The sequence below is a fragment of the uncultured Oscillibacter sp. genome (assembly GCF_947654275.1).
GTDB lineage: Bacteria > Bacillota > Clostridia > Oscillospirales > Oscillospiraceae > Oscillibacter.
This window is the reverse complement of sequence record NZ_CANTJS010000006.1, coordinates 18,273-44,201: the sequence shown is the minus strand read 5'-3', so window position 1 is coordinate 44,201 and position 25,929 is coordinate 18,273. Positions and strand designations below refer to the sequence as shown.

Annotated in this window: 27 protein-coding genes and 1 other annotated feature; of the genes, 5 read left to right on the top strand and 22 right to left on the bottom strand. The window is 63.0% G+C overall.

What is annotated here, in order from left to right; translation table 11 throughout:
- Nucleotide 1: 1 nt before the first annotated feature.
- From Q0063_RS02835 to Q0063_RS02780, 12 genes are all read right to left on the bottom strand, one after another.
- The gene (locus Q0063_RS02835; protein ID WP_297870463.1) at nt 2-1,138 is read right to left on the bottom strand and encodes a bifunctional chorismate mutase/prephenate dehydratase; all 1,137 of its coding nucleotides are present in this window, start codon (nt 1,136-1,138) and stop codon (nt 2-4) included.
- Complete coding sequence (gene aroC, locus Q0063_RS02830; RefSeq protein WP_297870462.1) at nt 1,125-2,216, bottom strand: chorismate synthase; 1,092 nt, start codon at nt 2,214-2,216, stop codon at nt 1,125-1,127. Before aroC ends, Q0063_RS02835 begins: the two co-directional genes overlap by 14 nt.
- Nucleotides 2,206-3,432, bottom strand: a complete 1,227-nt coding sequence (locus Q0063_RS02825; protein WP_297870461.1) for a 3-phosphoshikimate 1-carboxyvinyltransferase — start codon at nt 3,430-3,432, stop codon at nt 2,206-2,208. Before Q0063_RS02825 ends, aroC begins: the two co-directional genes overlap by 11 nt.
- Nucleotides 3,433-4,518: a 3-dehydroquinate synthase gene (gene aroB, locus Q0063_RS02820; protein WP_297870460.1), complete on the bottom strand. Its 1,086-nt coding sequence runs from the start codon at nt 4,516-4,518 to the stop codon at nt 3,433-3,435.
- A gap of 13 nt (nt 4,519-4,531) precedes the next feature.
- Nucleotides 4,532-5,368, bottom strand: coding sequence for a prephenate dehydrogenase/arogenate dehydrogenase family protein (locus Q0063_RS02815; protein ID WP_297870459.1), 837 nt, complete (start codon nt 5,366-5,368; stop codon nt 4,532-4,534).
- Nucleotides 5,369-5,486: 118 nt separating this feature from the next.
- Entirely contained in the window at nt 5,487-6,503 is a 1,017-nt protein-coding gene (gene aroF / locus Q0063_RS02810) for a 3-deoxy-7-phosphoheptulonate synthase (RefSeq protein ID WP_297870458.1), read from the bottom strand.
- Between the two features lie 362 nt (nt 6,504-6,865).
- The gene (locus tag Q0063_RS02805) at nt 6,866-7,411 is read right to left on the bottom strand and encodes a zinc dependent phospholipase C family protein (protein ID WP_297870457.1); all 546 of its coding nucleotides are present in this window, start codon (nt 7,409-7,411) and stop codon (nt 6,866-6,868) included.
- Nucleotides 7,412-7,756: 345 nt separating this feature from the next.
- Nucleotides 7,757-10,522 (bottom strand): isoleucine--tRNA ligase, encoded by a 2,766-nt coding sequence (ileS, locus tag Q0063_RS02800; RefSeq protein WP_297870456.1) that lies wholly within the window; start codon nt 10,520-10,522, stop codon nt 7,757-7,759.
- Between the two features lie 6 nt (nt 10,523-10,528).
- Nucleotides 10,529-10,801 carry a PF20097 family protein gene (locus Q0063_RS02795; RefSeq protein WP_297870455.1) on the bottom strand — a complete coding sequence of 91 codons (273 nt, stop codon included), beginning with the start codon at nt 10,799-10,801 and terminating at the stop codon, nt 10,529-10,531.
- Nucleotides 10,802-10,872: 71 nt separating this feature from the next.
- The gene (locus tag Q0063_RS02790) at nt 10,873-11,514 is read right to left on the bottom strand and encodes a hypothetical protein (protein WP_297870454.1); all 642 of its coding nucleotides are present in this window, start codon (nt 11,512-11,514) and stop codon (nt 10,873-10,875) included.
- Between the two features lie 12 nt (nt 11,515-11,526).
- A complete protein-coding gene (locus tag Q0063_RS02785; RefSeq protein WP_297870453.1) occupies nt 11,527-12,294 on the bottom strand; it encodes a hypothetical protein in 768 nt (255 codons plus the stop codon).
- A gap of 42 nt (nt 12,295-12,336) precedes the next feature.
- Nucleotides 12,337-12,587 (bottom strand) — a binding site (T-box leader).
- Nucleotides 12,588-12,684: 97 nt separating this feature from the next.
- A complete protein-coding gene (locus Q0063_RS02780; protein WP_297870452.1) occupies nt 12,685-12,858 on the bottom strand; it encodes a hypothetical protein in 174 nt (57 codons plus the stop codon).
- Between the two features lie 134 nt (nt 12,859-12,992).
- On the opposite strand from Q0063_RS02780, the gene Q0063_RS02775 reads away from it, so the two are divergent.
- The gene (locus Q0063_RS02775; protein ID WP_297870451.1) at nt 12,993-13,208 is read left to right on the top strand and encodes a helix-turn-helix domain-containing protein; all 216 of its coding nucleotides are present in this window, start codon (nt 12,993-12,995) and stop codon (nt 13,206-13,208) included.
- A 97-nt stretch (nt 13,209-13,305) separates the two neighbouring features.
- Here the strand turns inward: Q0063_RS02775 and rbr are convergent, their stop codons facing one another.
- The 10 genes from rbr to Q0063_RS02725 all read right to left on the bottom strand — a co-directional run bounded on the left by rbr (nt 13,306) and on the right by Q0063_RS02725 (nt 22,184).
- Entirely contained in the window at nt 13,306-13,917 is a 612-nt protein-coding gene (rbr, locus tag Q0063_RS02770; protein ID WP_297870450.1) for a rubrerythrin, read from the bottom strand.
- A gap of 68 nt (nt 13,918-13,985) precedes the next feature.
- The gene (locus tag Q0063_RS02765; protein WP_297870492.1) at nt 13,986-14,195 is read right to left on the bottom strand and encodes a helix-turn-helix domain-containing protein; all 210 of its coding nucleotides are present in this window, start codon (nt 14,193-14,195) and stop codon (nt 13,986-13,988) included.
- Nucleotides 14,196-14,465: 270 nt separating this feature from the next.
- Entirely contained in the window at nt 14,466-14,693 is a 228-nt protein-coding gene (locus tag Q0063_RS02760; RefSeq protein WP_297870449.1) for a helix-turn-helix domain-containing protein, read from the bottom strand.
- A 67-nt stretch (nt 14,694-14,760) separates the two neighbouring features.
- Nucleotides 14,761-16,728, bottom strand: a complete 1,968-nt coding sequence (gene metG / locus Q0063_RS02755) for a methionine--tRNA ligase (protein WP_297870448.1) — start codon at nt 16,726-16,728, stop codon at nt 14,761-14,763.
- A 160-nt stretch (nt 16,729-16,888) separates the two neighbouring features.
- A complete protein-coding gene (locus Q0063_RS02750) occupies nt 16,889-17,566 on the bottom strand; it encodes a hypothetical protein (protein WP_297870447.1) in 678 nt (225 codons plus the stop codon).
- Between the two features lie 78 nt (nt 17,567-17,644).
- Nucleotides 17,645-18,307, bottom strand: coding sequence for a hypothetical protein (locus Q0063_RS02745; RefSeq protein ID WP_297870446.1), 663 nt, complete (start codon nt 18,305-18,307; stop codon nt 17,645-17,647).
- Between the two features lie 18 nt (nt 18,308-18,325).
- Nucleotides 18,326-19,645, bottom strand: coding sequence for a DUF4234 domain-containing protein (locus Q0063_RS02740; protein ID WP_297870445.1), 1,320 nt, complete (start codon nt 19,643-19,645; stop codon nt 18,326-18,328).
- 52 nt (nt 19,646-19,697) lie between these two features.
- Nucleotides 19,698-20,102 (bottom strand): DUF2752 domain-containing protein, encoded by a 405-nt coding sequence (locus tag Q0063_RS02735; protein ID WP_297870444.1) that lies wholly within the window; start codon nt 20,100-20,102, stop codon nt 19,698-19,700.
- Nucleotides 20,103-20,207: 105 nt separating this feature from the next.
- On the bottom strand, nt 20,208-21,572 hold the full coding sequence (locus Q0063_RS02730; protein WP_297870443.1) for an MATE family efflux transporter: 1,365 nt from the start codon (nt 21,570-21,572) through the stop codon (nt 20,208-20,210).
- A 99-nt stretch (nt 21,573-21,671) separates the two neighbouring features.
- A complete protein-coding gene (locus tag Q0063_RS02725) occupies nt 21,672-22,184 on the bottom strand; it encodes a transcription repressor NadR (protein ID WP_297870442.1) in 513 nt (170 codons plus the stop codon).
- A 359-nt stretch (nt 22,185-22,543) separates the two neighbouring features.
- Here Q0063_RS02725 and Q0063_RS02720 point away from each other — a divergent pair, with 359 nt between their 5' ends.
- The 4 genes from Q0063_RS02720 to Q0063_RS02705 are packed head-to-tail and all read left to right on the top strand — an operon-like array spanning nt 22,544 to nt 25,922.
- Entirely contained in the window at nt 22,544-22,858 is a 315-nt protein-coding gene (locus tag Q0063_RS02720) for a hypothetical protein (RefSeq protein WP_297870441.1), read from the top strand.
- A 1-nt stretch (nt 22,859) separates the two neighbouring features.
- Complete coding sequence (locus tag Q0063_RS02715) at nt 22,860-24,803, top strand: V-type ATP synthase subunit I (protein WP_297870440.1); 1,944 nt, start codon at nt 22,860-22,862, stop codon at nt 24,801-24,803.
- A 17-nt stretch (nt 24,804-24,820) separates the two neighbouring features.
- Nucleotides 24,821-25,312: a V-type ATP synthase subunit K gene (locus Q0063_RS02710; protein WP_297870439.1), complete on the top strand. Its 492-nt coding sequence runs from the start codon at nt 24,821-24,823 to the stop codon at nt 25,310-25,312.
- A 25-nt stretch (nt 25,313-25,337) separates the two neighbouring features.
- Nucleotides 25,338-25,922, top strand: coding sequence for a V-type ATP synthase subunit E (locus tag Q0063_RS02705; protein ID WP_297870438.1), 585 nt, complete (start codon nt 25,338-25,340; stop codon nt 25,920-25,922).
- Nucleotides 25,923-25,929 lie beyond the last annotated feature (7 nt).

The window sequence follows — 25,929 nt, the reverse complement described above, 5'->3', positions numbered from 1 at the left end:
CTTACGCTTCGGCGTAGTTGCCCAGGAACTGGAACTGGGCGCAGCTGCGCTCCATCTCCTCCAGCATGGCCCGGACGCTGGGGTCCCGGACGTCGGCCTCCAGCTCGATGAAGAAGATGAATTCAAAGTCGCTGCCCACCACCGGGCAGGATTCCAGCTTGGTCATGTTGATGTCCAGCGCCGCCAGCTTGGAGAGGATGTCGTACAGCGCGCCGGGCTTGTTCTCAAAGGCGATGATGAGGCTGATGCGGCTGGCCCCGGCATAGATGGCGGGGTCCCGGGCCACGCAGACGAAGCGGGTATAGTTGTTGTCGCTGTTTTGAATGGCATTGCTGAGGCACTCCAGGCCGTACAGCGCCGCGCAGGGGTGGGAGGAGATGGCGGCGGCATGGCGGCTGCCGGATTCGGCCACCAGCTTCGCGGCCACCGCGGTGTTGTCGCAGGGGATGACCTTCACGTCCTTCAGCCCGTCCAGGAACCGGGAGCACTGGCCAATCGCCTGCTGATGGGAGTAGATTTCCGTAATTTCCTCCAGCTTCACGCCGGGGAGGGCCAGCAGCTCGTGGCGGATGCAGAGGCGGGTGGACCGGACGATGGACAGGCTCCGCTCCTGCAAAAGCTGGTACACCGCCCGGACGGAGCCGTTGGAGCTGTTTTCAATGGGCAGCACGCCGAACTTGCACAGACCGGACTCCACCGCCGACGCCACGGCCTCAAAGGTCTTGACATAGACGATGCTTCCCCTGGGAACCAGACGGTCGCAGGCCACCTGGGAGTTGGCCCCCTCGATGCCCTGGCAGGCCACCAGGCCCGTCTGGGGGAACATCTGGCTTCCGGCGTCCAGGGAGGCCTGAATCTGCGCGCCGACGCGGGTGGGCGCTCCGATGAGCTCCGCCTGCCGGGACCGGGCCAGCTCGAAGAGGGTGGAATAGAGATGATAGGCGTAGCGCTCCTTGTCCCCGGCGTTCTCCGTCACCTTGGCCAGAATGGCCCGCTCCCGCTCCCGGTTCAAAATCGGCAGGCGGTGCTCGTTTTTATAGACGGCCACCGCCTCCGCCAGCTCCATGCGCTCCAAGAAGAGCTTCAGCAATTGGTCGTCTACGGCGTCAATTCTGGCGCGAATTTCAGAAAGTTCCATGATTTCCCTCCAAAAGCAAATCTAAAAGGACCGCGGCGGTCACCGCTTCCACCACCGGGACGGCCCGGTGGGCGATGCAGGGGTCGTGGCGTCCGTGTATGGTCAGCTCCGCGGTTTCTCCGGCGGAGAGGCTGACGGTTTTCTGCGGCCTCCCGATGGACGGCGTGGGCTTCACGGCCACCCGGAGAATCAGGGGCATACCGGTGGTGATGCCCCCCAGAATGCCGCCGGCGTGGTTGGTCTCCGTGCGGACCAGGCCGTTTTCCACGGTGAAGGCGTCGTTGTTTTCCGAGCCCCGGAGCGCGGCGGCGTGAAAGCCCTCGCCAAACTCCACGCCCTTCACCGCCGGGATGCCGAACAGGGCCGCGGCCAGCCGGTTTTCCACGCCGCCAAACATAGGTTCCCCCAGTCCGGCGGGAAGGCCCACGGCGGCGCACTCAATCGTGCCCCCCACGCTGTCCTGGGACTCCCTGGCCGCCAGAATGGCCGTCTCCATGGCCTCAATGGCGTGGTCGTTTAAAACGGGCAGGGGCTTGGCTGCCACGGCGTCAAAAAGCTCCGGCGTGGGATGCAGGGGAAAGAGCATATCCCGGGCGTGGCCCACGGAAAACAGGTGGGCTCCCACATAGACGCCCCGCCGGGCCAGAATCTGCCTGGCGATGCCTCCGGCTATGCAGAGGGGCGCGGTGAGCCGCCCGGAGAAGTGCCCGCCGCCCCGCATGTCGGCCTGACCGGCCCACTTGACGGCGGCGGTGTAATCCGCGTGGCCGGGCCGGGGCTTATCCTGAAGTTCGGAATAGTCCCCGGAGCGCTGGTCGGTGTTGGGGATGACGGCGCACAGGGGCGCGCCGCAGGTTTTTCCATTCTCCAGTCCGGAGAGGAATTCCGGAACGTCCCCCTCCCTCCGGGCGGTGGAAAGGGGATTTTTGCCGGGACGCCGCCGGTTCAGAAAGCGCTGGAGCTCCTCCAGGTCGACGGCCTCCCCGGCGGGAAGGCCGTCCATGACGACGCCGATAGCCCTCCCGTGGGACTGGCCGAAGACGCTGATGCGGAGCGCCCTGCCGAATTCAGAGGACACGGACCTCACCTCCTAAGTTTTCGTAATCCCGCCAGAAGCGGGGATAGGATTTTCTCACCGCCTCGGCCCCCAGAATGGTGACGGGCCTCTCACAGCCGCAGGCGGCGGCTGCTGCCGCCATGACGATGCGGTGGTCGTTGGCCCCGTCCACCGTGCCCCCGGCCAGGCGCTCCACGCCGTGGACGGTGAGGCTGTCGGGCCCCTCGTCTGCCAGACCCCCCAGGTCCAGCAGCATGTCCCGGACGGTGGAAAGGCGGTCGCTCTCCTTCAGCCGGAGGCGGGCGGCATTGACAAAGCGGGTGTCCCCCTTCCGGACCGCCGCCATCACCGCCAGAGGGGGCAGCAGGTCGGGACAGCCGGAGAGGTCGATGGACACATCCCCGGGCCGGCTCAGGGTCCGGGCGTGCTCCGAGACCACCTTGTCCCCCTGATAGGACCCGGCATCCAGCCCCCGGAGCCGGAGCGTGCTTCCCAGGGCAATGGCGGCGTACCAGAAGGCCGCCTGGGACCAGTCCGCCTCCACGCTTTCCTCAAAGGGGCTGTAGACCCCCGGCTCGATGCCGAAGCCGTTGAGGCCATGGGACCAGCGGACGTGGATGCCGCACCGGGCCAGCACGCCCATGGTCATGGAGGTGTAGGCGGCGGACTCCAGCTTTGTGGTGCTGATGACCACGCTGGGCCCGTTCAGAAGAGGCAGAGCCATAAGGAGGCCGGTGAAAAACTGGCTGGACACGTTCCCCGGCAGACGGTACTCCCCGGGCCACAGGTCGCCCTCTATGGTGAGAAGGCTGTCCTCCAGCCGGTGGGAGATGCCCTGGCGGTCAAAAATCTGGAAATAGGGGTCCAACGGCCGCTCCATGAGACGGCCCCGGCCGGTGAACGTCCCGCCTCCCTCCAGAGCCAGGGCAATGGGAATCAGGAACCGCAGGGTGGACCCGGATTCCCCGCAGTCCAGCCGGGGCAGGCCGCTTTGGTCCCGCTCCCGGTTGATGCAGCCCCGGACCTTCAGGGTGTTTTCGTCCTGCCACTCCCATTGACAGCGGAGGCCCGACATGCAGCGGAGGGTAGCCTTGATGTCCTGGGAGAGGGTCAGATTGTGAATCGTGCTGGTCCCCGCCGCCAGGGCGGCGGCGATGACCAGGCGGTGGGCCATGGACTTGCTGGGGGGCGGCGTCACCACGCCGGAGAGCCGCCGGGGAGTGATCTGTACGTCCATCTACGCCTCCCATCCCGCCCGGATAACCGGCAGCAGCTCCGTCACGGGGATTGTTTTCAGCTCACAGCGCCCGATTTCCCTGGGGACCACAATGGTGATGGAGTCCCCGGCCCGTTTCTTGTCGGCAAGGGCGGCCTCCGCCAGGGCCTCGGGGGAGTAATCCGTGGAAATGGGCAGTCCCGAGAGGCGCAGGGTGGAGCAGATGCGCTCCGCGTCGTGCTGCCTGATGCCCTCCGGAGACATCCAGCCCAGGCGCTCGGAGGCCCGGGCCATTATGGCAAGGCCCGCCGCCACGGCGTGGCCGTGGGGGATGGTATAGCCGCTGCACTTCTCAATGGCGTGGCCCACGGTGTGGCCCAGGTTCAGCAGCTTCCGTTCCCCCTGCTCCTTCTCGTCCCGCTCCACCACGCCGGCCTTGTAGGCCACGCAGCCGGCAATCAGGGCCGCCGGGTCCAGGATCCGGATGAAGCCGTCCTCCAGGCTGTTGAACAGTCCCGGGTCTGCCAGCACGGCGGTTTTGACAGCCTCCGCCGCCCCGTCGGCAAAGACCTCCGGGGAAAGGGTCTCCAGACAGTCCGTGTCGCAGATGACGGCGGCGGGCTGGAGGAAGGCCCCGGCCAGGTTCTTTCCGGCGCTCAGGTCAATGGCGGTTTTCCCGCCCACGGAAGAGTCCACCGCCGCCAGCAGCGTGGTGGGCAGCTGGACATAGCGGATGCCCCGGAGATAACAGGCGGCGGCAAAGCCTGCCATGTCCCCCACGACCCCGCCCCCCAGGGCCGCCACGCAGTCGGTGCGGGTCAGGCGCTCCGAGGCCAGGAATTCCAGAATCTCGGAAAGCGTCCCAAGGTGCTTGCTCCCCTCCCCGGCGGGGAACACATAGGAGCAGACGGCGAAGCCCGCCGCCTCCAGACTCTGCCGCACCGTGTCCAAGTACAGGGGGGCCACGGCGGAGTCGGTGACCACGGCCATGCGGCAGGGGGACAGGACCTCCCGCAGCCGTTGGCCGCAGTCCCTCAGCAGGCCGGGGCCGATGGTGAACGTATAGGCGGGAACTGTGTTCACCCGTATCTCTTTATAGTCCGGCATTGGCGGTCCTCCTTTAATTTCCTCCGGCGGCGGCCTTCATCTCCCGGCCCTCCCGCAGGAGAGCCCGGACCCGCTCCGCGTCGCCGGATTTCAGCGCGTCGGAATAGTCCGTCAGGTTCTGAATCAGAATATCCAGCTCCTTCACCAGATAGTCCGCGTCGTCCAGAAACAGCTCCGTCCACATGTTTTCATCCAGCCGGGCCACCCGGGTCATGTCCTGGAAGCTGCCCGCCGAAAAGCCCCGGCGGCGCTGGGCCTCCGGCGACTTCACATAGGCGCTGGAAGCGATGTGGGCCAGCTGGGAGGTGAAGGCGATGATGCGGTCGTGCTCCTCCGGGTCGGAGAAGGTGAGGCCGGCAAAGCCGATGTCCAGGAAATAGGCCTTCAGCGTCTCCAGCAGCTGCATGTCCGTCCGCTTGTCCGGGGTCAGAATCATGGAGGCTCCCACATAGAGGTCCTCGCTGGAGGCGGTGAAGCCCCCCCGCTCCCGGCCCGCCATGGGGTGCCCGCCGATGTAGGCAAAGCCGTGCCGCTCAGCGACGGGGGTCAGGGCCTCCACCACCACCCGTTTCACCCCGCACAGGTCCACCAGAATGGCGCTTTTGGAAATTTTGTCCCCGTGGCTGCGGACCCACTCAATGGCCGCACTGGGGCAGATAGCCACCAGAATCAGGTCGCACAACCGCAGATTCTCGTCCGTCAGGGGCCCGTCCACGGCCCCGCTCATCCGGGCCAGGGTCATGGTCTCCTGGTCCAGGTCCGTCCCCCAGACGGTGTGAGCCGTCCGGGCCTTGGTGCTCTTGGCCATGGAGCCGCCGATGAGGCCCAGGCCCACAATGCCGATATTCATATTGTTTCACCCTTCCTCTCAAATTAGGAATTAGGAGTTAGGAATTAGGAATTAAGGGGGGCGAACAGATGGAACCAGTCCTAATTCCTCATTTCTCATTCCTAATTTGACAACCAGTTTACTCTTGGTCCAGGCTCTGCATGAAGGCGTGGAGCTTCAGCAGCTTCTTCGCCAGGGGGTCGAAGGCCTCGGGCTTGAGGGACTGCGGACCGTCGCACAGGGCCCGGGCGGGGTCGTTGTGGACCTCAATCTGAAGGCCGTCGGCCCCGCCGGCCACGGCGGCCCGGGCCAGGGGCTCCACCAGCCAGCTCTTGCCGGTGGCGTGGCTGGGGTCGATGATGACGGGCAGATGGGTCAGCCGCCGGAGCACGGCAATGGCGGCCAGGTCCAGGGTGTTCCGGGTGTAGCTCTCGAAGGTCCGGATGCCCCGCTCACAGAGAATCACATTCTCGTTGCCTCCGGCCATGACGTACTCGGCGCTCATCAGCCATTCTTCATAGGTGGCGGACATGCCCCTCTTGATCATAACGGGCTTGTCCTGGTGCCCCACGGCCTTCAGCAGGTCGAAGTTCTGCATGTTCCGGGCGCCGATCTGGATGACATCCACGTCCTTGAACAGGGGCAGCTGGGTCAGGTCCATCAGCTCCGTCACAATGGGCAGACCGGTCTCCTGCCGGGCCACCTTCAGATACTCCAGGCCTGTGGCCCCCAGGCCCTGGAAGGCGTAGGGAGAGGTCCGGGGCTTGAAGGCGCCGCCCCGGAGCATCGTCGCTCCGCTGGCCTTCACCGCTTTGGCAATGGCCACCACCTGTTCCTCGCTCTCCACGGAGCAGGGGCCCGCCATCAGGGTCAGGGTGCCGCCGCCGATCTGGGTATTGCCCACGGGAATCACCGTGTCCTCAGGGTGGAACTTCCGGTTGGCGTTTTTGTAGGGCTCCTGGACCCGCTTCACATCCTCCACAATGTCCAGGGCGGCAATCAGGTCGATGTCCAGCTTGGATGTGTCTCCCACAAGGCCCAGAATGGTGTTGGCTTCGCCGATGCTGGTGTGGATGATGATACCCTTTTCCTGGAGCCAGGTAATCAGGCTGTCCAGCTGGTCCCTGTTGGGGTTGTGCTTCAGAATGACAATCATGACGAGGTTCCTCCTTAGTCCCAAATCCTGTAATGGAGTTCCGCGGGAAGCCTGGAAAACGCAAAAATCCCGCAGCCGGTTTGGCTGCGGGTCGCTGTACGTTCCATGCCTCCCCTGAGGGCCGCCGTCTCAGCCGCGCGCACTTTCAGCCAAACCACGAAAAGCCTTACCAAAATAGGTAAAGCTAAAGTAGAAATAGCCGTATTCAGCGATGCGGTTCACAGCGGTCATGGTGTGGTTCTCCTTTGTCGGGCTCTTTAGATATTTAAAGCATAACACAACATCCCGGAAATGAAAACTGTGAGTTCCTACAAATCCGGAGACTGGGGGGCACGCCCCTTGTGGGATTTGACGGGGGCGCGTCAGGCGGCGGGCAGACAGCCCGCCATGAGAAGGCTGGTGGCTTTCAGAATGTAGCTGGCGTCCCGGTACATGCTGGCCCGGGTGGCCATGTACTGCTCGTGAAGCTCCTCCAGAGCGGCGATGAGGTCCCGGCGGGCCTGCTGGCGGCGGACATACTGGTGGGCCAGGTAGCCCCGGAGGAAGGCCCGGAGGTTTGTCTCATAATTGTGGTGGTTCAGCATGCTGTCGGGATAGTTTTCGTTATGGGGATAGGTATAGGCGTCCGCCAGATAGTGGGTCAGCTTGCCCAGGGTGTAGTACTGCCAGACGGTCCAGCGGCTCCGCTTCTGGAGCTTGCGGATCTGTGCGTTGATGTACTGCCGGGAATTTACGTAATTATGGCCCTTCAGCTTATGATAACGGACGGAGCCCTTCAAATAGCTGAACGGGTTCACATCCGGCTGGAACGAGCCGAAGAGGAAGGCCCATTCAAAGCGGCGGGCCCCAAAACCGCTTTCGGTTCTCAGGAGGGTCTGAGCCAGTAAGGTGTGACTGCGTTTCTGCAAGTTAGCTCCTCCTAACTTCAAAGGTGAGTCTCATTATACCACATTTTCGGCCGGGAGACAAGAGAAGACTCTCTAAAAATGATGGAAAAAGATTGGCAAACCTGACGAAAAACGGGTTGGCTGAACACACGGCCATTCAGGGCCGTTTGATCTGTCCGCCGGCGGGCCGGGGCCCTGCCGGAGCGCTTCGGAAGGTCTCGAAAAGTCTCGAAAAGTCTCGAAAAGTCTCTGAAAATCTCAAAAAAAGCTCGAAAAATTTCGAAAATGGCCGAAAACAGGAAAAACCGAAATATTACGGAAGCCGCTGAAAACCCCGCCTTGCGGCGGGGTTTTGGGCGCGTGAGTTCAGAACCGGGGCAGGTTCCGCACTGCCGCGGCGCAGCGGGGGCACAGAGCGGGGTGGTCCTTGTCGGACCCCACGGTGGGAAGAATCTTCCAGCAGCGCTCGCACTTAGCTCCGGCGGCGGGCTCCACGACCACCGTCATTACGTTCCCGTCGCCCTTGCGGCGCTCTGTCTGGGAGACGATCAGCAGGTCGGCCAACTCCTCATCGTCCAGACTCTCCAGCTCCGCCGGGGTGACGGTCAGGATGACTTTGGCCTCCAGGCTCTTGCCGATTTTCTTCTCCGCCCGGGCGGCCTCCAGCGCGGCATTGACAGCGTCGCGGGTCTTGACGATACACTCCCACTTCTTCATGGTTTCGCCGTCCAGGGCATACTCCGCAAAGGTCTGGTTCATGTCGTTGAACAGCACGTTCCGGGTATCGTCGCCCTCCCGGTGGGGCATGGCCTGCCAGATCTCGTCGCAGGTGAAGCAGAGGATAGGGGCCATGATTTTCGTCAGCGTATCCAGAATCAGGAACAGGGCGGTCTGGGCGCTGCGGCGGCTGAGGCCGTCGGTCTCGTCGCAGTAGAGCCGGTCCTTGATGATGTCCAGATAGAAGTTGGACATGTCCACCACGCAGAAGTCATTGACGGCATGGGTGGCCGCCAGGAACTCATAGTCGTCATAGGCGGCAAAGCACTTTTCCATCAGTCCGTTCAGCCGGGTCACGGCCCAGCGGTCCAGCTCCAGCATCTCCTTCGGCTTCACCAGGTCGTTGGGGTTGAAGCCGTCCAGGTTGCCCAGGCAGTACCGGGCGGTGTTGCGGAATTTCAGATAGTTCTGGCTCAGCTGCTTGAAAATCTCGTGGGAGCAGCGGACGTCGGCGTGGTAATCCGTGTTGGCGGCCCAGAGGCGGAGGATGTCCGCGCCGTATTTGTCAATGACCTCGGCGGGGTCCATGCCGTTTCCGGCGGACTTGTGCATGGCCTTGCCCTCGCCGTCCACGGTCCACCCGTGGGTGACGCACTCCTTGAAGGGCGCGCCCTTGCCGAAAGCGCCCACGGCGGTGAGCAGGGAGCTCTGGAACCATCCGCGGTACTGGTCCAGGCCCTCCATATACATGGTGGCGGGCCAGAAGCCCTGGTCCTTCTTCATGGCGGCGTAGTGGGTGGAGCCGGAGTCAAACCAGCCGTCCAGGGTGTCGGTCTCCTTCTCAAAGCCGGTCTTTCCGCCGCAGTGGGGGCAGGCGAACCCGGCGGGGAGAATCTCCTCCGCCTCTTTGGCGAACCAGGCGTTGGAGCCCTCAGCGGCGAAGAGGGCGGAAATGGCGGAAATGGTCTCGTCGGTGACCACGGGCTTGCCGCAGTCCTTGCAGTACACCACGGGGATGGGCAGGCCCCAGCGGCGCTGGCGGGAGATGCACCAGTCCGCCCGCTCCCGAATCATGGACTTCATCCGGTCGATGCCCCACTTGGGCACCCAGCGGACCTCGTCGGCGGCGGCCACCGCCTCCTCCTTGAAGCTGTCCACGGAGCAGAACCACTGAGGAGTGGCCCGGAAGATGATGGGGCTCTTGCAGCGCCAGCAGTGGGGGTAGCTGTGAACGATGTCCTCCTGGGCGAAGAGCATGCCGCTCTCCTTCATGTCCGCCAGAATGACGGGGTTGGAGGCGTCGGTGGTCATGCCGGCGTATTTTCCGGCATAGTCCGTGTGTTTGCCCTGGTCGTCCACAGGGACCACCATGTCCATGCCGTAGCGGCGGCAGGTCTGGTAGTCGTCCGCGCCGAAGCCCGGGGCGGTGTGGACGCAGCCGGTGCCGGAGTCCATGGTGACATAGTCCGCCAGCAGCAGGCGGCTGGTCTTGGGCAGGAAGGGGTGATCCGCCAGCATGTTTTCAAAGAAGCTGCCGGGGTGGGTTTCCACGATTTCCCAGTTGTCGAAGCCGCCCAGGCCCATGACCTTCTCCGTCAGGGCCTCGGCCATGATATAGTGCTCCCCGTTGGAGGCCTTCACAATGGCATAGCTCTCAGCGGGGTGGAGGGCGATGGCCAGGTTGCCCGGCAGGGTCCAAATCGTCGTGGTCCAGATCACGAAGAAGAGCTTGCTCCGGTCATAGGAGGAGAGCTTGCCCTGGTCATCGTGCATGGGGAATTTCACATAGACGGTGGTGCAGGGGTCGTCCTGGTACTCAATCTCGGCCTCGGCCAGGGCGGTTTCGTCATGGGGGCACCAGTAGACGGGCTTCAGGCCCTTGTAGATATAGCCCTTCTTGTACATGGCTCCGAAGACCTTCACCTCCTCGGCCTCAAAGCCGGGGTCCATGGTGAGATAGGGGTGGTCCCAGTCGCCGACGACGCCGATGCGCTTGAAGGCGTCCCGCTGGACATTCACATAGTGCAGGGCAAAATCGTGGCAGGCAGAGCGGAAGTCGGGGATGCTCATGGCCTTGTGGTTCAGCTTGTTTTGTTTGATGATGTTGGACTCAATGGGCATTCCGTGGTTGTCCCAGCCGGGAATATAGGGGGTATAATAGCCCCGCATGGCGTAGGACCGGGTGATGATGTCCTTGATGGCCTTGTTCATGGCGGTGCCCATGTGGATGGACCCGTTGGAGAAGGGAGGGCCGTCATGGAGGCTGAAGAGGGGCTTGCCCTCGTTCTTTTTCAGAAGCTCGTGATAGAGGTCCTCGGCCTCCCAGCGCTTCAGCATCTCCGGCTCCCGCTTGGGCAGGCCCGCCCGCATGGGGAAGTCGGTTTTCGGCAGGTGGATGGTCTTGTTGTAGTCCATTTTGTATTACTCCTTTTTTGTATTGCGTTTTGTATTGGATTTTTCAATCAGCGTTCCGGTAAAACAAATCAAACCGCAGGCCCGGCAGAGCCCAGCCCCGGGAAACGTGGGAAAGTGGTCCCGGGTAAATACGGTGGTGTCGTCGTCCCCGGCGGGGCCGATCTCCACTTTGTCGGTGGGGTCCCAGAAAAAGCGCAGCTCCTGCCGGGTCCAGAAGGGGTATTTCTGTGTATGCAGATTTCCTTCCTCCATGGGAAGGCCGCATTGGGGACAGTTCATGGTGGCTCCTTTCCGGCCCGCAGGGCCAAAACCCGGGGGCCGCCGGTTTTTCAGAAGCCGGGAGTCAGAAGTCAGAAGTAAAAATCTCTCCGCCAGCGGTCCTCGTGGAGGCTGCTCACAAAGACCTCGTCCAGTCTCCAGTCCTCCCCCTCCCATTTCAGGGTAAAGCGGAATTTCTCAAAAAAGCTGTAGGTCACCGCGCTGTGTCCCCGGCGCTTCGCGCTCTCCACCAGATACCGGACGTCCGGATTGGACAGGTCGAAGGAAACGCTGCCGCCGTCGGGCGTCAGCCATATCACCGCCCTGGTCCCGCTTTTCACGGTGACGGCCAGCTCACAGCCGGTGTTCAGGCAGCTGAACGCGGAGGGAAACTGAGCGGCATGGAGACAGCCCCGCCGCTGTAAGATCAGCTTTTGAGTGCAGTGAGGGTCCAGAAAGGCGGCGAACCGGGCTTTGTTCTCCTCCTTCCAAGCCTGGATGTCCGTGAACGCTCTCCGCTCTCCGTCCCGGAACTCGATGACCCGGCCCTGACGGCACAGGCGGGTATATTGGGCAAAGGCTTTGTCTTCCATGGCCGCCAGCTCCCGCAGCAGCGCCGAAAGGGCTTCGGCGGCCTCCTCCGCCAGGGGCCGGAGCTTCTCCGGCGTATCCCGGAAAAGAATGTTCAGCTCCGGCGCGGATTTGTCTGCCGCCTCTTTTTTCGCTCGATTCATAGGCGGCTCCTTTCAGCAGTCCACCAGGGCCATCTGGTCGTGGTGGAAGAACTGAGGCGTCAGTCCCATTTTCCACAGCTGGAAATGAGGCCGGAAGGGATTTTCCATGTCCGGGTGCTCCGTCAGGGGCCATTGCAGACAGTAGGACAAAAAGTAATCGTTGCTGATATGGTAGAGGGCCTCGTGGAACAGGCCCGCCAGCTCGCCGCAGTTCTCCCGGCAGGGCAGGTCCGCGAACCAGTCGCCCATTTCATCGTGAATCTGCAAATCCGGCAGATAGGGCTTCCCGTGGACATAGGCCTGATGGACCTTCTCCCGCATGTCCCGGGCCTCCTGACCCGTCAGCAGCAGCACGCCCGCCTGGGGCCCCACCGGGGACGGTTCGTGAAACACCTCTTCATAGACCCGGCAGACGGCCCGGAGATAGCTCTTGGCGGTTTTCACGGCCTTCTCCTGGTCCTCCCTGCCGAACCGCGCAAAAAAGTATCCCGCATAAGCCGTCTGGCCGTTGGGCAGGCGGAGCTGGGCGGTGTCCCTGGCGGCCTCGTCGATCTCCAGAAGACCTTGCAGCAATTCCAGTCCCGGTTCCCCGTAGAGGGCTAGAAGGGGCCGCAGATGCTCCAGGTGTCCGCCCCGCAGCTCCTGTATCAGGAAGGGGGGCACGGCCTCCTCCTCCAGATGATATTCATGCTCGGAGAAAATGTCCCACAGCACCGGGTCCGCTTCAAGCACCGGCAGCCAGCTGTCCGGCAGATACGCCCGGCACTCGTCTTTTGTCATGGCACAGCCTCCCTTCCCAAAAATAAAAAGCCCCCGTCTCTTTCAAGAGACGGAGGGCCAAAAACGCTCCGCGGTACCACTCTCGTTGCCGCCTCCTTCCGGAAAGCGGCCCCTTACAGCCCGCCGATACGGGCCGGCGGAGTAACGCCCGCCGCACGTCCTTGCCTACTCGCGCAGTCTTTCAGCAGGAGGCTCCAAGGTGATGTTCGCCCGTCCCTTCTCACCGCCTCGCACCAGACGGCGGCTCTCTTGGGAGAAGCCAGCGGGTTACTCGTCCTTATCTTCGCCATAATCTTCAATTGCAAATTATCATATCACGTTTTTTCCGTTTGTCAACTGGAAAAATCCCCGAAATGCCCGAAATTCTCGAAGCCCCCGAAGCCTCCGCCGCTACTGATAGCGGTACCGCTGGGCGGTGTAGCGGTCGATGCAGCTCTGAAACAGCTCCCGGCTGTAAAACTCCAGCAGCTGCCCGCCGGGGACCTCGTGAAAAGAGACCACCCGCCGTTCCGTATCCACCCAAATCCGCCAGCTCTCAGCCGGTTCCTTCTTTTTCTTTGCCACGCCGCTGCCTCCGTCCACCAAGTCTTTTCCCCGTTCTATGCGATTTTCGTATAAAAATCAATATGCAATTTTCGCATATCCTAAGATAGGAAAGAAAACGCGTCGGGGTCCGGCGGACGAAGGGGGGAACGGCGATGTACCGGCGGCTGCGGGATCTGCGGGAGGACCGGGATCTGCCTCAGCGGAGGCTGGCGGAGCTGCTCCATGTCTCCCAGGCCACCTATTCCCGCTATGAGAGCGGCGGGCTGGACGTGCCCAGCGGGGCGCTGATTGCCCTGGCCCTGTTTTACGGCACCAGCATCGACTATCTGGTGGGGCTGACCGATGAGGCGGAACCCTATCAGAGATGAGAGTGGAGAGTTGAGAGTGGAGAGTGGAGAGTCGAGAAACGGGAGTTGAGAACGAAAAAACGGCGGGCCGCAGTGGAGCGGCCGCCGTTTTTGGCTGTCAGGCGCGTTTCAGGACGCTGCCGCCGTAGGGCGCCATCTCCAGGCGGATGAAAAAGCCCTGGTCGTGGGAGCAGACGGGACAGGTTTTGGGGGCCTGGAGTCCCTCGTGGATATGGCCGCAGTTCAGGCACATCCAGCCGCACTTTGTGTCGGAGACGAAGAGCTTCCCCGCCTCCAGCAGGTCCGCCAGATGGCCGAAGCGGTTTCCGTGGGCCTCCTCGATTTTGGCAATCTGCTGGAAGGAGGCGGCCACCTCCGGGAAGCCCTCCTTCTGGGCCGCGGCGGCGAAAGTGGGATAAACCGGGTCGTGTTCCTCATACTCGTTGTGCTGGGCCCGGCGGAGGAGCTCCGTCACGTTGTTGGTGATGTCCACGGGATAGCCGCCGTCAATCTGGACAGTCTCCCCTGCCAGGGCCTTCATGTGATTGTAGAAGATTTCGGCGTGCTCCTTTTCCTGGTTGGCGGTGAAGGTAAAAACCGCCTCCAGGACGTGAAGCTGCTGCTTCTGGCAGAGATTGGCGGCGAAGGTGTAGCGGTTCCGGGCCTGGCTCTCGCCGGCAAAGGACCGCATCAGGTTTTGCAGAGTCTCGCTGTTTTTCATGTCGGGCATATGGATGGCCTCCTGTTGTTTGGTACAGGAAGTTTTCTCCGAATGGCCGGAATTATTCCCGAAACCTGCTATTTTGCAGGAGGATAAGGGTCCGGACAGTCCGTGCGGCCCAGCAGATAATCAATGCTGGTATTTAAGGCCGCGGAAATCCGGATACATTGGGAAAGTGTCATCGTTCTTTTTCCGTTTTCGATTTTTGAGTAATTACCTCGGTCAATCCCCGTCAGCTCCTGCATCTTTTTCTGCGAATAGCCGCGAAGCTCCCGAAGCGCTCTCATCTGCGTCATATACATCACCGGGAAACATGATAGCACAGACGGCAGGAGCCGTTAGGGTGATGGGGACCTAAACAGGCCCGTTCACGCATTTTATCAGAAGGATGGGGCAGTCTTTATGCCTGACCCCCGTAAGAACGCCTGTAGGGGCGGGCCTCTGCGCCCGCCCGTTCTTCCGCTGGCGCAAGGCTTCCTGAAGACGGGCCGGGACAGGCCCCTGCATAAAATTTCCGCGTTGGACACGCCCTGCAAAAAACCACGAATGACCCGCTCTCAGGTATTTGTTTTCCTGGGGTAAGGCTTCCGCTGATCTGTGCGGCCCGCCAGATAGTCCATGCTGGTATGATAGAGGTCCGCCAGCTTGCTCAGGATGTCGACAGGGATGTCATTTTCCCCTGTCTCGTATTTGGAATAGCCGGTTTGGGACATATCCAGCAGCTTGGCCAGCTGGGTCTGCGTCAGATCATGGTCCTCACGCATATCACGAATTCTGGGATACATGTGCATCACCTCTCCGAATCATCGTAAAAGCAGGACAGGAGGGGTTCCGCCCCTCCTGTTTTCCAAATCAGCACATTTTCGCGCCGGCGGGGATGGCGTCGTCCACTATCAGCAGGTGGAGGCATTCCTCCCCCTTCTCCTTGTGGACGGCGGAAATCAGCATGCCGTTGCTCTCCAGACCCATCATCTTCCGGGGCGGCAGGTTCACAATGGCTACCAGGGTCTTGCCCACTAACGTCTCCGGCTCATACCACTTGTGGATGCCGGAGAGAATCTGCCGGTCCGTGCCGGTGCCGTCGTCCAGGGTGAAGCGCAGCAGCTTGTCGCTCTTCTTCACCGCCTCGCAGGCCTTCACCTTCACGGCCCGGAAATCGGACTTGCAGAAGGTGTCGAAGTCCACCTTTTCCGGATTCTGGGGCTCCAGCTCCACGCCGGACTCCGCCTGACGGGCGGCCTCCACGGCGGCCTCCAGCTCCTCCAGGGCCTTGTCCATATCCACCCGGGGGAAGAGGTTTTCACCCTTGGTGACGGTGACGTCCGCGTCCAGGGCCGCCCACATGGAGGCGCTGAGCCAGGTGCGGCAGTTCTCCTCCGCGCCGATCTGCTCGAAGAGCTTTTCCATGCGCTGGGGCATGAAGGGGGTCAGCAGGATGCCGCAGATGCGGGTGGCCTCCAGCAGGTGGTACAGGACGCTGGCCAGACGGGGGCCGTTGGCCTCCATGTCCTTGGCCAGGGCCCAGGGCATATTCTCGTCGATATATTTGTTGGCCCGCTGGATGACCTTGAAAATCTCCTCCAGAGCCTTGTGGGGAGCGTAGTGCTCCATGGCGTCCTCGTACTTCTCCCGGAGACCCAGCACCAGGGACACCAGCTCGTCGTCCTTCTCCTTGTCATAGCTCCGGGCCGTGGGCAGGGTGCCGCCAAAGTATTTGCCCGCCATGGCGGTGGTGCGGGAGACCAGGTTGCCCAGGTCGTTGGCGAGATCGGTGTTGATGGTCTGGATCAAGAGCTCGTTGGAGAAGTTGCCGTCGGAGCCGAAGGGGAAGGTCCGCATGAGGAAGAAGCGCAGGGCGTCCACGCCGAACTGCTCCGCCAGAATATAGGGGTCCACCACGTTGCCCTTGGATTTGGACATCTTGCCGCCGTCCAGCAGCAGCCAGCCGTGACCGAAGCACTTCTTGGGCGCCGGCTCCCCCAGGCTCATGAGCATGGCGGGCCAGATGATGGAGTGGAAGCGCACAATCTCCTTGCCCACGATGTTGACGCCGGGCCACCAGCCCTTGTCATAGTCGTCATACCGGTCGTTTCCATAGCCCAGGGCGGTGATATAGTTGGAAAGGGCGTCCACCCAGACGTAGACCACGTGGCCGGGATCAAAGTCCACCGGCACGCCCCAGGAGAAGCTGGTCCGGGAGACGCAGAGATCCTCAAGGCCGGGGTCGATGAAGTTTTTCACCATCTCGTGGACCCGGCTCCGGGGCTCCAGGAAATCGGTGTTCTCCAGCAGGTCCCGGATTTTATCGGCATACTTGCTCAGGCGGAAGAAATAGGCCTCCTCTTCGGCGTCCTTGACGGGGCGGCCGCAGTCGGGACAGCAGCCGTCCTTCAGCTGGCTTTCCGTCCAGAAGGACTCGCAGGGGGTGCAGTATTTGCCCTTGTAGGCCCCTTTGTAGATGTCTCCGTTTTCGTGCATTTTCCGGAAAATATACTGGATGGCTTTGACATGGTAGTCGTCGGTGGTGCGGATGAACCGGTCGTTGGAAATATTCATCAGCTTCCACAGGTCCCGGACGCCCCGGGGGCCCTCCACGATGCGGTCCACGAATTCCTGGGGGGTGACGCCGGCCTCCTTGGCCTTCTCCTCGATTTTCTGGCCGTGCTCGTCGGTGCCGGTGAGGAACATGACGTCCTCCCCCAGCAGGCGGTGATAGCGGGCCAGCACGTCGGTGGCTACGGTGCAGTAGGTGTGGCCGATGTGGAGCTTGTCCGAGGGATAATAAATGGGTGTGGTGACATAGAATTTCTTGTTGTCCATGGCGGGTGTTCTCCTTTGGGCGGCGGCCCCGAATGGAAGGGCGCCGGAATTTGAAACTGGCGTAACGACTCTATTATACCGCAAGATCTGGAAAAGACAAGAGGAAAAGCGGCTGAGGGCGCGGCCTTCCGCGCTTTTCATCCGGCGGCGGGCCTCCGCGTCACGGTTCCGCCGGCTCCGGGCCTGTTCCGTCCGGATTCGTTCTGAGCTCCTCATAGAGCTCCCGGGACTCATAGAGACCGACTCTTACATGGGCAGACTGTTCCTTTACCTCGAATCCGGCTTCGTCATAAACGGTACGGCTGGGACGGAGGGAATAGGACACCGTACAGTATCCCCCTGAAAGCCGGGCTTCCCACGTGTATGTGCGTTTGCCCTCCGGAAGCTCTTTTTCGCAGAAAGCCTGATAAATCTCATCCTCACTGTCAAGGCCGCCCCAGACCAGCGCCGCGAACGCCATGTGCGGCTTCCAGTCCGCCCACACAATCTGCTCCGAAGCGGCGCTTTGCTCGAAGAACAGCGTATCCATCACCCGCCGCCCCTTATAATCCGCGGAAGTCAAATTCGCCACAAGCCAGCCGGTTTCGACATCCTCGGAGGACTCTATTTCCTCCCAGATTACGTAACGGACATACCGGGCGCCGCCCTCCGTCTGAGGGGATATCTGTGATTCGGACTCGTGAATCGTCCCCGGCAGGCCGGATTTTTCCAGCGCGTCCAGAACCGCCGCCTCCTCCGGCAGCGGAACGGCGGACCCCCCGCCCTTCTGGCAGCCGGGCAGAAGGCAGAGCGGGACCAGTACGCAGAGGGAAAGAACCGCATTGTTCAGTCGTTTCATACCATCACCTCATAATCTGCTCAAATATGGAAGGGACATGGGGACGCAACGGAAGGAACGCGGGGACGCAAAAGAGGCTCAGAGGATTTCCGCCTGCCAGGCGCGGAGCATGGAGAGGACCCGGTCCCGGTTGGCCTCGTCGTGGAAGCCCATCCGGTCCCTGTCCGGCAGGCCGTCGAAATAGACATAGAAAAACCGTACCACCTTGCCCCCCACCGCCAGGGCGTCCTGCCCCGTGGAAAAGCCGTGAACCTTCGCCAGCGGCAGGGCGGCAGGCTCGTAGCGCTGTCCGCCGGAGAGGAAGGCCCAGCGCCGCCCCAGGAGAAAATGGAAGGGCGTGCCAGCCTGGACGCTGTCGGCAAACTCGAAGTGCCGGCGGGGGTCGCTCAGCGCCTCCAGCAGGTCCCGGCCCAGGTCCTCCCGGTCCTCCGGGGAGAGGCGTTTGGCCATGCGCCTCAGCCGCTTGGCATAGGAATGCCTCGTGGTCTGGGGGAAGATGATGAGATAGAACAGGAGTATGAGGAACAGGCCGAAGAAGAGGAACAGCAGGCCATAGGCCAGGCCCTCCGCCGGGTCGGACAGGAAGCCCTGGAGGGCCATGATCAGAGGCGTCAGGACGGCGCCTCCCAGAAAGGGGAGCAGGGTCAGCAGCGCGGCCTTTCCGAGCTGCTTCCGCTTCCTGCGGCGGAGGTCCTCCGTCCACCGGAGTTCCGCCTCCGCCCAGGTTTGATAATGGTTCATAAAAGACCGGTTCCTTTCTTACATGCCCCGGCGGGCGTTAAAGGCCCCGCAGAGGGCGTTGGTGTTTTTGATGATGATGTACAGAGCCACCAGGGGGCCCACGCCGCAGAGAACGAGGCCCACCAGATGCCACAGCAGGATGGTGGTGCCGTTCTCCTGGAAGTTCAGACCGTACCGGGGGGCGTTGTAGGCCAGGCGGTTCCCCAGGCTGTAATACCAGTAGATTCCATAGAGTCCGCAGGTGAGGAAGCTGAAAATCACCAGCTTGAGAAGCCCGGCGGTGCTCCGCCCGTCTCCGGCGCAGGCGATGTTCACATCCCTGGCCAGGGCATAAATGAAATACCAGGCGTAAATGCCGCAGGTGACGAAGCTCAGCAGGATGTACACCAGCAGGCTCCGGTCCGTCTTCAGCAGCATGCCGCCGCCGGGCGGGGGAGGCGTCTGTTGGGTTCTCCGGTCATTCCAGTCGTTCCGGGTGTTCCGGGCGGCCTGGGCGGCCTGACTGCCCGCCTCCCCGGCGGCTTGGGCGGAGGCGCGGAAGGCCTCCCGGACGTCGTTCCGGAGGTCGTCGGCGTTCTTCCCGGCCAGGGGCATCTCCCCCAGCAGGAACCGGAGGATACAGTACACGCCGCCTGCGGAGACGGCGGCCCCGGCAATGGAGCGGAGAAGAAGGCCCAGATAAATGCTGAAGTTCAGGCCCATGCTGGGGAGCACCAGGCAGACAGGCATGTACAGAACCCGAAGAATCACCATGGCGGCAGCGCCGCTGCACAGGCAGAGGAGCAGCCCGTCGGAGTTCTGCCGGGTCCGCCGGAAGGCCAGCATCAGCAGAATCAGGCACATCCACAGGGCTGTGGCGGTGAACAGAGCGCTGAAAAACAGGGAGACCACAGGGCCGAGGAGGCCGAAGTAATGCCGCCCGGGCATCACCTGGAACAGCTGCCGCAGCAGCCCCGCTCCTCCGCTCAGGGCCCGGAGGCCGTAAACCGCGCCGCAGACCGCTGCGAAGACGGTGAGGACAATTTTCTGGTCTCCGCCGCCAGGGCGGCCGTTATAGCCGCCGCCGGAGCCTCCGGGATTCGGACCGCCGGGCTGCCTGCCGGGGTTTTGACCGCCGAAGCCGCCGGGATTCGGTCCCCCGGGCTGCCCGCCGGGATTTGGACCGCCGAAGCCGCCGGGATTCTCCTCAGGCCTCCGGGGACCGCTGCCGGGGGGAGGCGGCGCGGAGGGGGCCGGACCCGCAAAGGGGTTTCCGCTGTACTGGGCCTGTTTCGCGCCGCAGCTGCCGCAGTACTGGACGCCCTCCGGGAGCTCGGCTCCGCATTTCCAACATTTCATAATGATCTCCTTTCTTTGGACCGCTCCGGTCCGGTGCTTTTGTATGTATCTGTCAGGCTCCGCCGCAAAGCCGCCGGAGCATTTGAACCAGGAAGCCCTGGGCGGGCCGGAACACCACAACGGCGTCCCCGGGACTGAAGAGGCGGACCAGATAGACCCCCAGAAACAGGGCGCAGACGGCCCCCATGGCCCAGAGGAAAACCCGCCGGGGCAGCCGCCGCCGGAACAACAGCAGCGCCGCCGCCGGAACCGGCAGCCAGAAGAGGGGATGAAACCGGGCCGCCTCCGCCAAGTTTCCCCGAAGCAGGGCCAGCCAGGCCCGGCTCATGCCGCAGCCGGCGCAGGAGACGCCGGTCATAAAGCGGATGGGGCAGGTGACGCCCAGACTCTCGATGACCAGGTAGAACAGGACGATGGCCGCCAGGGCGGTCCAGCCTTGTTTGTCGGGATGTTTCATAGCAGCCTCCGGTGATCCGCGCCCCGAGCGCTTTTTGAGGGGCCGCCTGCCCCGGCAGGCGCGGGCATATTACCCGGGAAATTTTTTTGGTGGGGGGCGCGCCCCTCAGGGGCTGTTTTCGCCGCCGGTGACGCTCTTTTGCTTCCAGCGGCCCGAGAAGTAATGGGCGGCGGAGAGGGCCAGTCCCACCGTCCAGCCCACGGCCATACCGTAATACATATAATCGGGCCCGAACCGGTCCGCCAGCCAGTACACCGCCGGCACCCGCACCAGAATCAGGGACAGAATCACGTTCACCATGGGAAACACACTGTCTCCCGCGCCCCGCATGGCGTTGTTCAGGCAGAACATGATGGCGAACAGGAAGTAAAAGGGCATGATGCAGTTCAGATACACCGCCCCGGCGTGAACCACCGCCGGCGTGTCCGAGAAGAAGGCCACCAGGGGCTCGCTGAAGGGCATCAGCACCGCCGTCATCAGCACCGCCCAGGCGGCGGAGAGCATCACCGTGATTTGGATGCCCTGCCGGGCCCGGTCCAGCTGCCGCGCGCCGATGTTCTGCCCCACAAAGGAGACGACGGCGCTGGAAAGGCTCTGGATGGGCAGGAAGGCCAGCTGGTCCAGCCGGAAGCCCACGTTATATCCGGCGGTGAACTCCTTGCCGTAGCTGTTGATTTTCCCCATGACCACCATGGCCCCCAGGGCCACCAGGGACATCTGCACCCCCGCCGGGAGGCCGATGCCCATGATCTGCCGGAACAGGGCCCGGTCGAAGGTCCGGGGGAATAAGCGGAGGGAAATCTCCGGATAGCGGCGGTTGATATAGGCCACGCCGAAGAGCCAGGAAAAGGCCTGGGCGATGATGGTTCCCAGAGCCACGCCCAGAACCCCCAGTCCGCAGGCGAGGACCAGCGCCAGATCCAGCACGATGTTCATCACCGACGCCACCGCCAGAAACAGCAGGGTGCTCCGGCTGTTGCCCAGGCCCCCCAGGATGCCGGCGTTGAGGTTGTAGCCCACGCTGCCGATGAGGCCGGCGCAGACCACCATTAAATAGAGATAGGCCTCGTCATAGGCCCCGGGCTCCACCTGGAGCAGGCGGAGGATGGGCCCCACCGCCAGCAGGGCCAGGGCCGTCAGGGGGACGATGGACATGAGAAAGGCGGCATAGACGGTGTCCACTGCGTCCCGGACCCGGTCCATCTTCCCCGCGCCGAAAAACTGGGCGATGACCACGGTTCCGCCGTTGGACAGTCCGATAAACAGCGAGGAGAACATGGTCAGCACCGGGAAGCCCACGCCTACGGCGGCCAGGGCTCCGTCTCCCACGTAGCGCCCGACGACCCAGCTGTCCACCATGTTGTAAAACTGCTGAAGCAGGCTCCCTGCCAGAAGGGGCAGGGCGAAATAGAGGATGTGCCCGGCGGGATTTCCCGCCGTCATGTCTCTCATTCCCGAGGATTTGTTCATGGGAAAACCCCTTTCCTGATAATTAGGCATTAGGAATTAGGAATGAGGAATGATTGAGCGGCTGACAGCGTTGGGCAATTCCTCATTCCTAATTGAATGTCAGTCCTCCAGCAAAACGCCCAGTGTCCGCAGGGCCTGCCGCACCCGGCAGAAGGCGTCCTCGTCGGGGCAGGCCAGGGTATGGAGGTGGATGCCGCCGGTGAGGTCCGAGAGGGGCCGGGCGTCCGAGGCGGCGCACTGGGCCAGGAACTGCCCCACGTCATAGCGGCTGGAGAGCTGAAGGGGGCCGGTGAGCTGGCCGTAAACGGGATGGTCCACAATGACGTCCAGCACGGAGCAGCCATGGTCCACCATGGCGTTGAGCTCCGCTTCCATCCCCGCCCCGTCGTGGCGGCAGGGAATCTGCCGGGTCAGGCCGGCGGCGGGCCGGGCGGCGGCGTAGCCCCTGGGCGTGGCGAAGATTTCCGCGCCGCCGGCCCGGAGCAGGGCCACGTCTCCCACGATGACCTGCCGGCTGACGGCGAAGCGGGCCGCCAGGCTCCCGGCGCTGACCGGTCCGCCGCTGTTTTGCAGGATGCTTAAAATGGCCTGCCGCCGTTCCTCTCCGTTCATGGATGCCCTCCCGATACCCCGCCGCGCGGTTTTTTGCCCGCCGCGCGGTTTTTTGCCCGCCATGCGGTTTTTTTGTGAAGTCTGCCGCCTGGACGGCGTGCAGCGGTTGTGAATACAGATTCTAAGACCAGTATAGCACAGCCCTGAAAAAAAGGAAAGAAGAAGGCGGATAAAAGCGCCGCTGTTTTTCGGAGAACCGGGGCGGCTTTTTGCCTGTCGGGCAAAATATCCCTTGCATTGCGCGGCGTTGTGCCATATAATACAGTCAGTGAGCCTGCGGCCTGAGGGAAAAGATTCCCGCCGTACCGGTATGGGGGGCCGCAACGCCAGCGCCAAGAACAGGAGGAAGGTGAAAACGGATGTCCCTGGAAGCAATCGAAAAGGTCACACAGGCGGAAACCGAATGCCGGGAACGCCGGGCCGCCGCTGAGGCGGAGGCACGGCAGCTGGTCGCCGACGCCGAGCGGGAGGGCCAGGCGCTTCTGCGCAGGGTGCAGGACGACGGGCTGGAGGCCGGGCGGCAGCTGCTGCGAAAGGCCGAGGAGGCCGCCGCGGTCCAGGCGGAGAAAACCGCCCAGTCCGCCCGGAAGGAGGCCGCCGCCATGCAGGAGGCCGCGGGCAAACGCCTGGAGGAGGCCGCGGACTTTATTGTCGGAAGGGTTGTGAAGCACTGAGATGGCCATTGTAAAAATGAAAAAGCTCCGCGTGATGGCCATGGCCGACAGCCGGGACCGGCTTCTGCGGGCGCTGCTGCGCCTGGGCTGCGTGGAGATCCGGGAGCCGGACGGCCGTCTGGCGGACCCGGCCTGGGCGGAGCTGCTGCGGCGGGAGACCTCCCGTCTGGCAGAGACGAAAAACGACCTGGCCTCAGTCAACGCCGCTCTGGAGGCGCTGAGGCGCTACGGCGGGCTGAAGGACGGCATGCTGACCCCCCGCAAGCAGGTCACCCGAGAGGATTTTCTGAACGAGGAGGCGGCGAAATGGCCCCGGGAGGTCAGTAAGACCATCAATCTGGTCCTTCAGGACATCGCCCGCCTCCAGGGGGAGGAAACCCGGCTGATCAGCCGCCGGGCGGCCCTGGACCCCTGGATGGGGCTGGATATGCCCCTGGAGCTGACGGAGACGGCCCATGTGCTGTTCCGCCCGGGCGTGCTCCCCGGCGGAGCGGACACCGCCGCCATCCGCAACGAGCTGGCCGGCGCGGACGCGGCGGCGGAGCTCTATGAAATCAGCGCGGAAAAGCAGCAGCGCTGCTGCCTGCTGGTCTGCCACAAGGCCGATGAGGACACGGCCATGGAGGTCCTGCGGCCCCACGGGTTCAGCGTGACGGCCTTCCAGGGCCTCAGCGGCACGGCCTCGGAGAACGCCGCGGCGCTGGACGGCGCTCTGGCGGAAAACCGGAAGAGCCGCCAGAAGGCGGAGGCCGCCATTGCGGAGGCCTCCGGCGCCTACGAGGACCTGAAGCTCTACGCGGACCGCCTTTCCGCCGAGGCGGCGGAGCGTCAGAACGCAGAGCGGCTCCTGACCGACGGCACCATCCTCTTCTTCGAGGGCTGGGCCCCGGCGGAGCGCATGAGCGAGGTGGAACGCCTGCTGAACGGAGAGGGCTGCGCCTGGGAGGCGGAGGACCCGTCGGAGGAGGATATCCCCGAGGTTCCGGTCCAGCTGAAAAACAACTGGTTTACAAAGCCGCTGAACATGGTGACGGACATGTACTCCCTGCCGGCCTACGGCACCGTAGACCCCAATCCCCTGATGGCTCCGTTCTTCATCCTGTTCTACGGCATGATGATGGCGGACATGGGCTATGGCCTCATCATGATGGGCCTCTCGGCCTTCATCATGAAAAAGGCCCGGCCAAACGGAGCCACCATGCGGTATATGATTCCCCTGATAGGCCTGTGCGGCGTGTCCACATTCATCTGGGGCGCTCTCACCGGCGGCTTCTTCGGGGATCTGATTCCCCAGATCCGGGGCCTGCTGTCCGGCGTGGACCCCAAGAGCGTGCCGCTGTGGTCCGCCTTCGACCCCCTGAGCGATGCGGTGCCGGTGCTGATCGGCGCGCTGGTTCTGGGTGTGGTCCAGGTGTTCACCGGCATGATTGTCAGCATGTGCCTGAAGTTCCGCCGGGGAGAGGCCATGTCGGCCCTCTGCGGAGAGGGCGCATGGTTTGCGGCCTTCATCGCCGCCGGAGCGGGCTTTGCCCTGGGCAATGTGCAGGCGGGACTGATCGCCGCCCTGGTGATTCTGGTTCTGACCCAGGGGTATGGGAAAAAGGGCTTCGGCATCGTCACGGGCATCTTCGGTTCCCTGTACAACGGCATCACCGGCTACTTCAGCGATATTCTGTCCTATTCCCGCCTGATGGCCCTGATGCTGGCCGGGGCGGTGGTGGCCCAGGTGTTCAATCAGCTGGGCGCCATGACGGGGCACATCATCCCCTTTATCATCATTGCCGTCATCGGCAACGCGCTGAACTTCGCGCTGAATATTCTGGGCTGCTATGTCCACGATATGCGCCTGCAGTGCCTGGAGTTCTTCGGCCGGTTCTATGAGGACGGCGGCAAGCCCTTCCGTCCCTTGAATATCGAACCCAAATATGTAGACATCGAGAAATAATTGAGGAGGAAATTATCATGAGTTTCGTTGAATCCTTTGGCGGTCTGGCTCTGGCGCTGCTGGGCGCGGGTCTCGCGGTTGGTCTGAGCTGCGTGGGCAGCGCGAAGGGCACCGGCATCGCCGGCGAGGCCGGCACCGGCCTTCTGTGCCAGGACCCCAGCAAATCCGGTAAGGTCATGGTTCTCCAGCTGCTCCCCGGCACCCAGGGCCTGTACGGCATGGTGGTGTTCTTCTTTGCCATCGCCCAGATGGGCCTGATGGGCGGGGACTTCCAGAGCCTTCTGAATATGACCACCGCCCAGGGCATGGCCTACTTTGCCGCCTGCCTGCCCATGGCTCTCGGCGGACTGCTCTCCGCCATTGCCCAGGGCCGCGTGGCCGCCGGTTCCATCAACATTCTGGCCAAGAAGCCCGATGACTGGTCCAAGGGCCTGCTGCTGTGCGGCATCGTGGAGTTCTATGCCATTTTGTCCCTGCTGGCCTCCATGCTGATGCTCCTGCAGTTCTGAGCCGCCCCGGAGAAAGGGGACTGACATGAACGGAATTGAAAAAATCACCCAGCGCATCCAGGCTGACGCGCAGGCCGAGATTGACCGGGTGCTGAGCGAGGCCAGAGCCCAGGCGGCGGAGATTACCGCCGGCTATAAGGCCCAGGCCGACGCCGAGGCCGCCCAGATCGCGGCGAAGAACGAAAAGGCCGCCGCCGAGCGGAAAGAGCGCCTGGCGGGCACCGCCCAGATGGAGGCTCGGAAGCTGGCCCTTGCCGCCAAACAGGAAATGGTGGAAAAGGCCTATGACCTGGCCCTGAAAAAGCTCCGCGCCATGCCTGCGGAGAAATATACATCTGTGCTGGCGGAGCTGCTGGCTCAGGCGTCCTCCACCGGAACGGAGGAGGTTATTTTCTCCCCCAAGGACCGGGAGACCGTGGGCAAGGCCGCCGTGGAGCAGGCCAACAAGGCCGGCGGGAAAAAGCTGAAGCTCTCCGGCGAGACCCGGGCCATTCAGGGCGGCTTTATCCTGCGGGCGGAAAACGTGGAGGTCAACTGTGCCTTCGACACCCTGGTCCGCCTCCAGAAGGCGGAGACAGCCGGGGACGTGGCGCGGAAGCTCTTCGCGTGACAAGGAG

Bases quoted from the DNA above. Each gene is read 5' to 3' on its own strand.
- Q0063_RS02835 (WP_297870463.1), bottom strand. From the start codon at position 1,138: ATGGAACTTTCTGAAATTCGCGCCAGAATTGACGCCGTAGACGACCAA.
- Q0063_RS02825 (WP_297870461.1), bottom strand. From the start codon at position 3,432: ATGGACGTACAGATCACTCCCCGGCGGCTCTCCGGCGTGGTGACGCCG.
- aroB (WP_297870460.1), bottom strand. From the start codon at position 4,518: ATGCCGGACTATAAAGAGATACGGGTGAACACAGTTCCCGCCTATACG.
- Q0063_RS02815 (WP_297870459.1), bottom strand. From the start codon at position 5,368: ATGAATATCGGCATTGTGGGCCTGGGCCTCATCGGCGGCTCCATGGCC.
- aroF (WP_297870458.1), bottom strand. From the start codon at position 6,503: ATGATTGTCATTCTGAAGCACAACCCCAACAGGGACCAGCTGGACAGC.
- ileS (WP_297870456.1), bottom strand. From the start codon at position 10,522: ATGGACTACAACAAGACCATCCACCTGCCGAAAACCGACTTCCCCATG.
- Q0063_RS02795 (WP_297870455.1), bottom strand. From the start codon at position 10,801: ATGAACTGTCCCCAATGCGGCCTTCCCATGGAGGAAGGAAATCTGCAT.
- Q0063_RS02790 (WP_297870454.1), bottom strand. From the start codon at position 11,514: ATGAATCGAGCGAAAAAAGAGGCGGCAGACAAATCCGCGCCGGAGCTG.
- Q0063_RS02785 (WP_297870453.1), bottom strand. From the start codon at position 12,294: ATGACAAAAGACGAGTGCCGGGCGTATCTGCCGGACAGCTGGCTGCCG.
- Q0063_RS02775 (WP_297870451.1), top strand. From the start codon at position 12,993: ATGTACCGGCGGCTGCGGGATCTGCGGGAGGACCGGGATCTGCCTCAG.
- rbr (WP_297870450.1), bottom strand. From the start codon at position 13,917: ATGCCCGACATGAAAAACAGCGAGACTCTGCAAAACCTGATGCGGTCC.
- Q0063_RS02765 (WP_297870492.1), bottom strand. From the start codon at position 14,195: ATGAGAGCGCTTCGGGAGCTTCGCGGCTATTCGCAGAAAAAGATGCAG.
- Q0063_RS02760 (WP_297870449.1), bottom strand. From the start codon at position 14,693: ATGTATCCCAGAATTCGTGATATGCGTGAGGACCATGATCTGACGCAG.
- metG (WP_297870448.1), bottom strand. From the start codon at position 16,728: ATGGACAACAAGAAATTCTATGTCACCACACCCATTTATTATCCCTCG.
- Q0063_RS02750 (WP_297870447.1), bottom strand. From the start codon at position 17,566: ATGAAACGACTGAACAATGCGGTTCTTTCCCTCTGCGTACTGGTCCCG.
- Q0063_RS02745 (WP_297870446.1), bottom strand. From the start codon at position 18,307: ATGAACCATTATCAAACCTGGGCGGAGGCGGAACTCCGGTGGACGGAG.
- Q0063_RS02740 (WP_297870445.1), bottom strand. From the start codon at position 19,645: ATGAAATGTTGGAAATGCGGAGCCGAGCTCCCGGAGGGCGTCCAGTAC.
- Q0063_RS02735 (WP_297870444.1), bottom strand. From the start codon at position 20,102: ATGAAACATCCCGACAAACAAGGCTGGACCGCCCTGGCGGCCATCGTC.
- Q0063_RS02730 (WP_297870443.1), bottom strand. From the start codon at position 21,572: ATGAACAAATCCTCGGGAATGAGAGACATGACGGCGGGAAATCCCGCC.
- Q0063_RS02725 (WP_297870442.1), bottom strand. From the start codon at position 22,184: ATGAACGGAGAGGAACGGCGGCAGGCCATTTTAAGCATCCTGCAAAAC.
- Q0063_RS02720 (WP_297870441.1), top strand. From the start codon at position 22,544: ATGTCCCTGGAAGCAATCGAAAAGGTCACACAGGCGGAAACCGAATGC.
- Q0063_RS02715 (WP_297870440.1), top strand. From the start codon at position 22,860: ATGGCCATTGTAAAAATGAAAAAGCTCCGCGTGATGGCCATGGCCGAC.
- Q0063_RS02710 (WP_297870439.1), top strand. From the start codon at position 24,821: ATGAGTTTCGTTGAATCCTTTGGCGGTCTGGCTCTGGCGCTGCTGGGC.
- Q0063_RS02705 (WP_297870438.1), top strand. From the start codon at position 25,338: ATGAACGGAATTGAAAAAATCACCCAGCGCATCCAGGCTGACGCGCAG.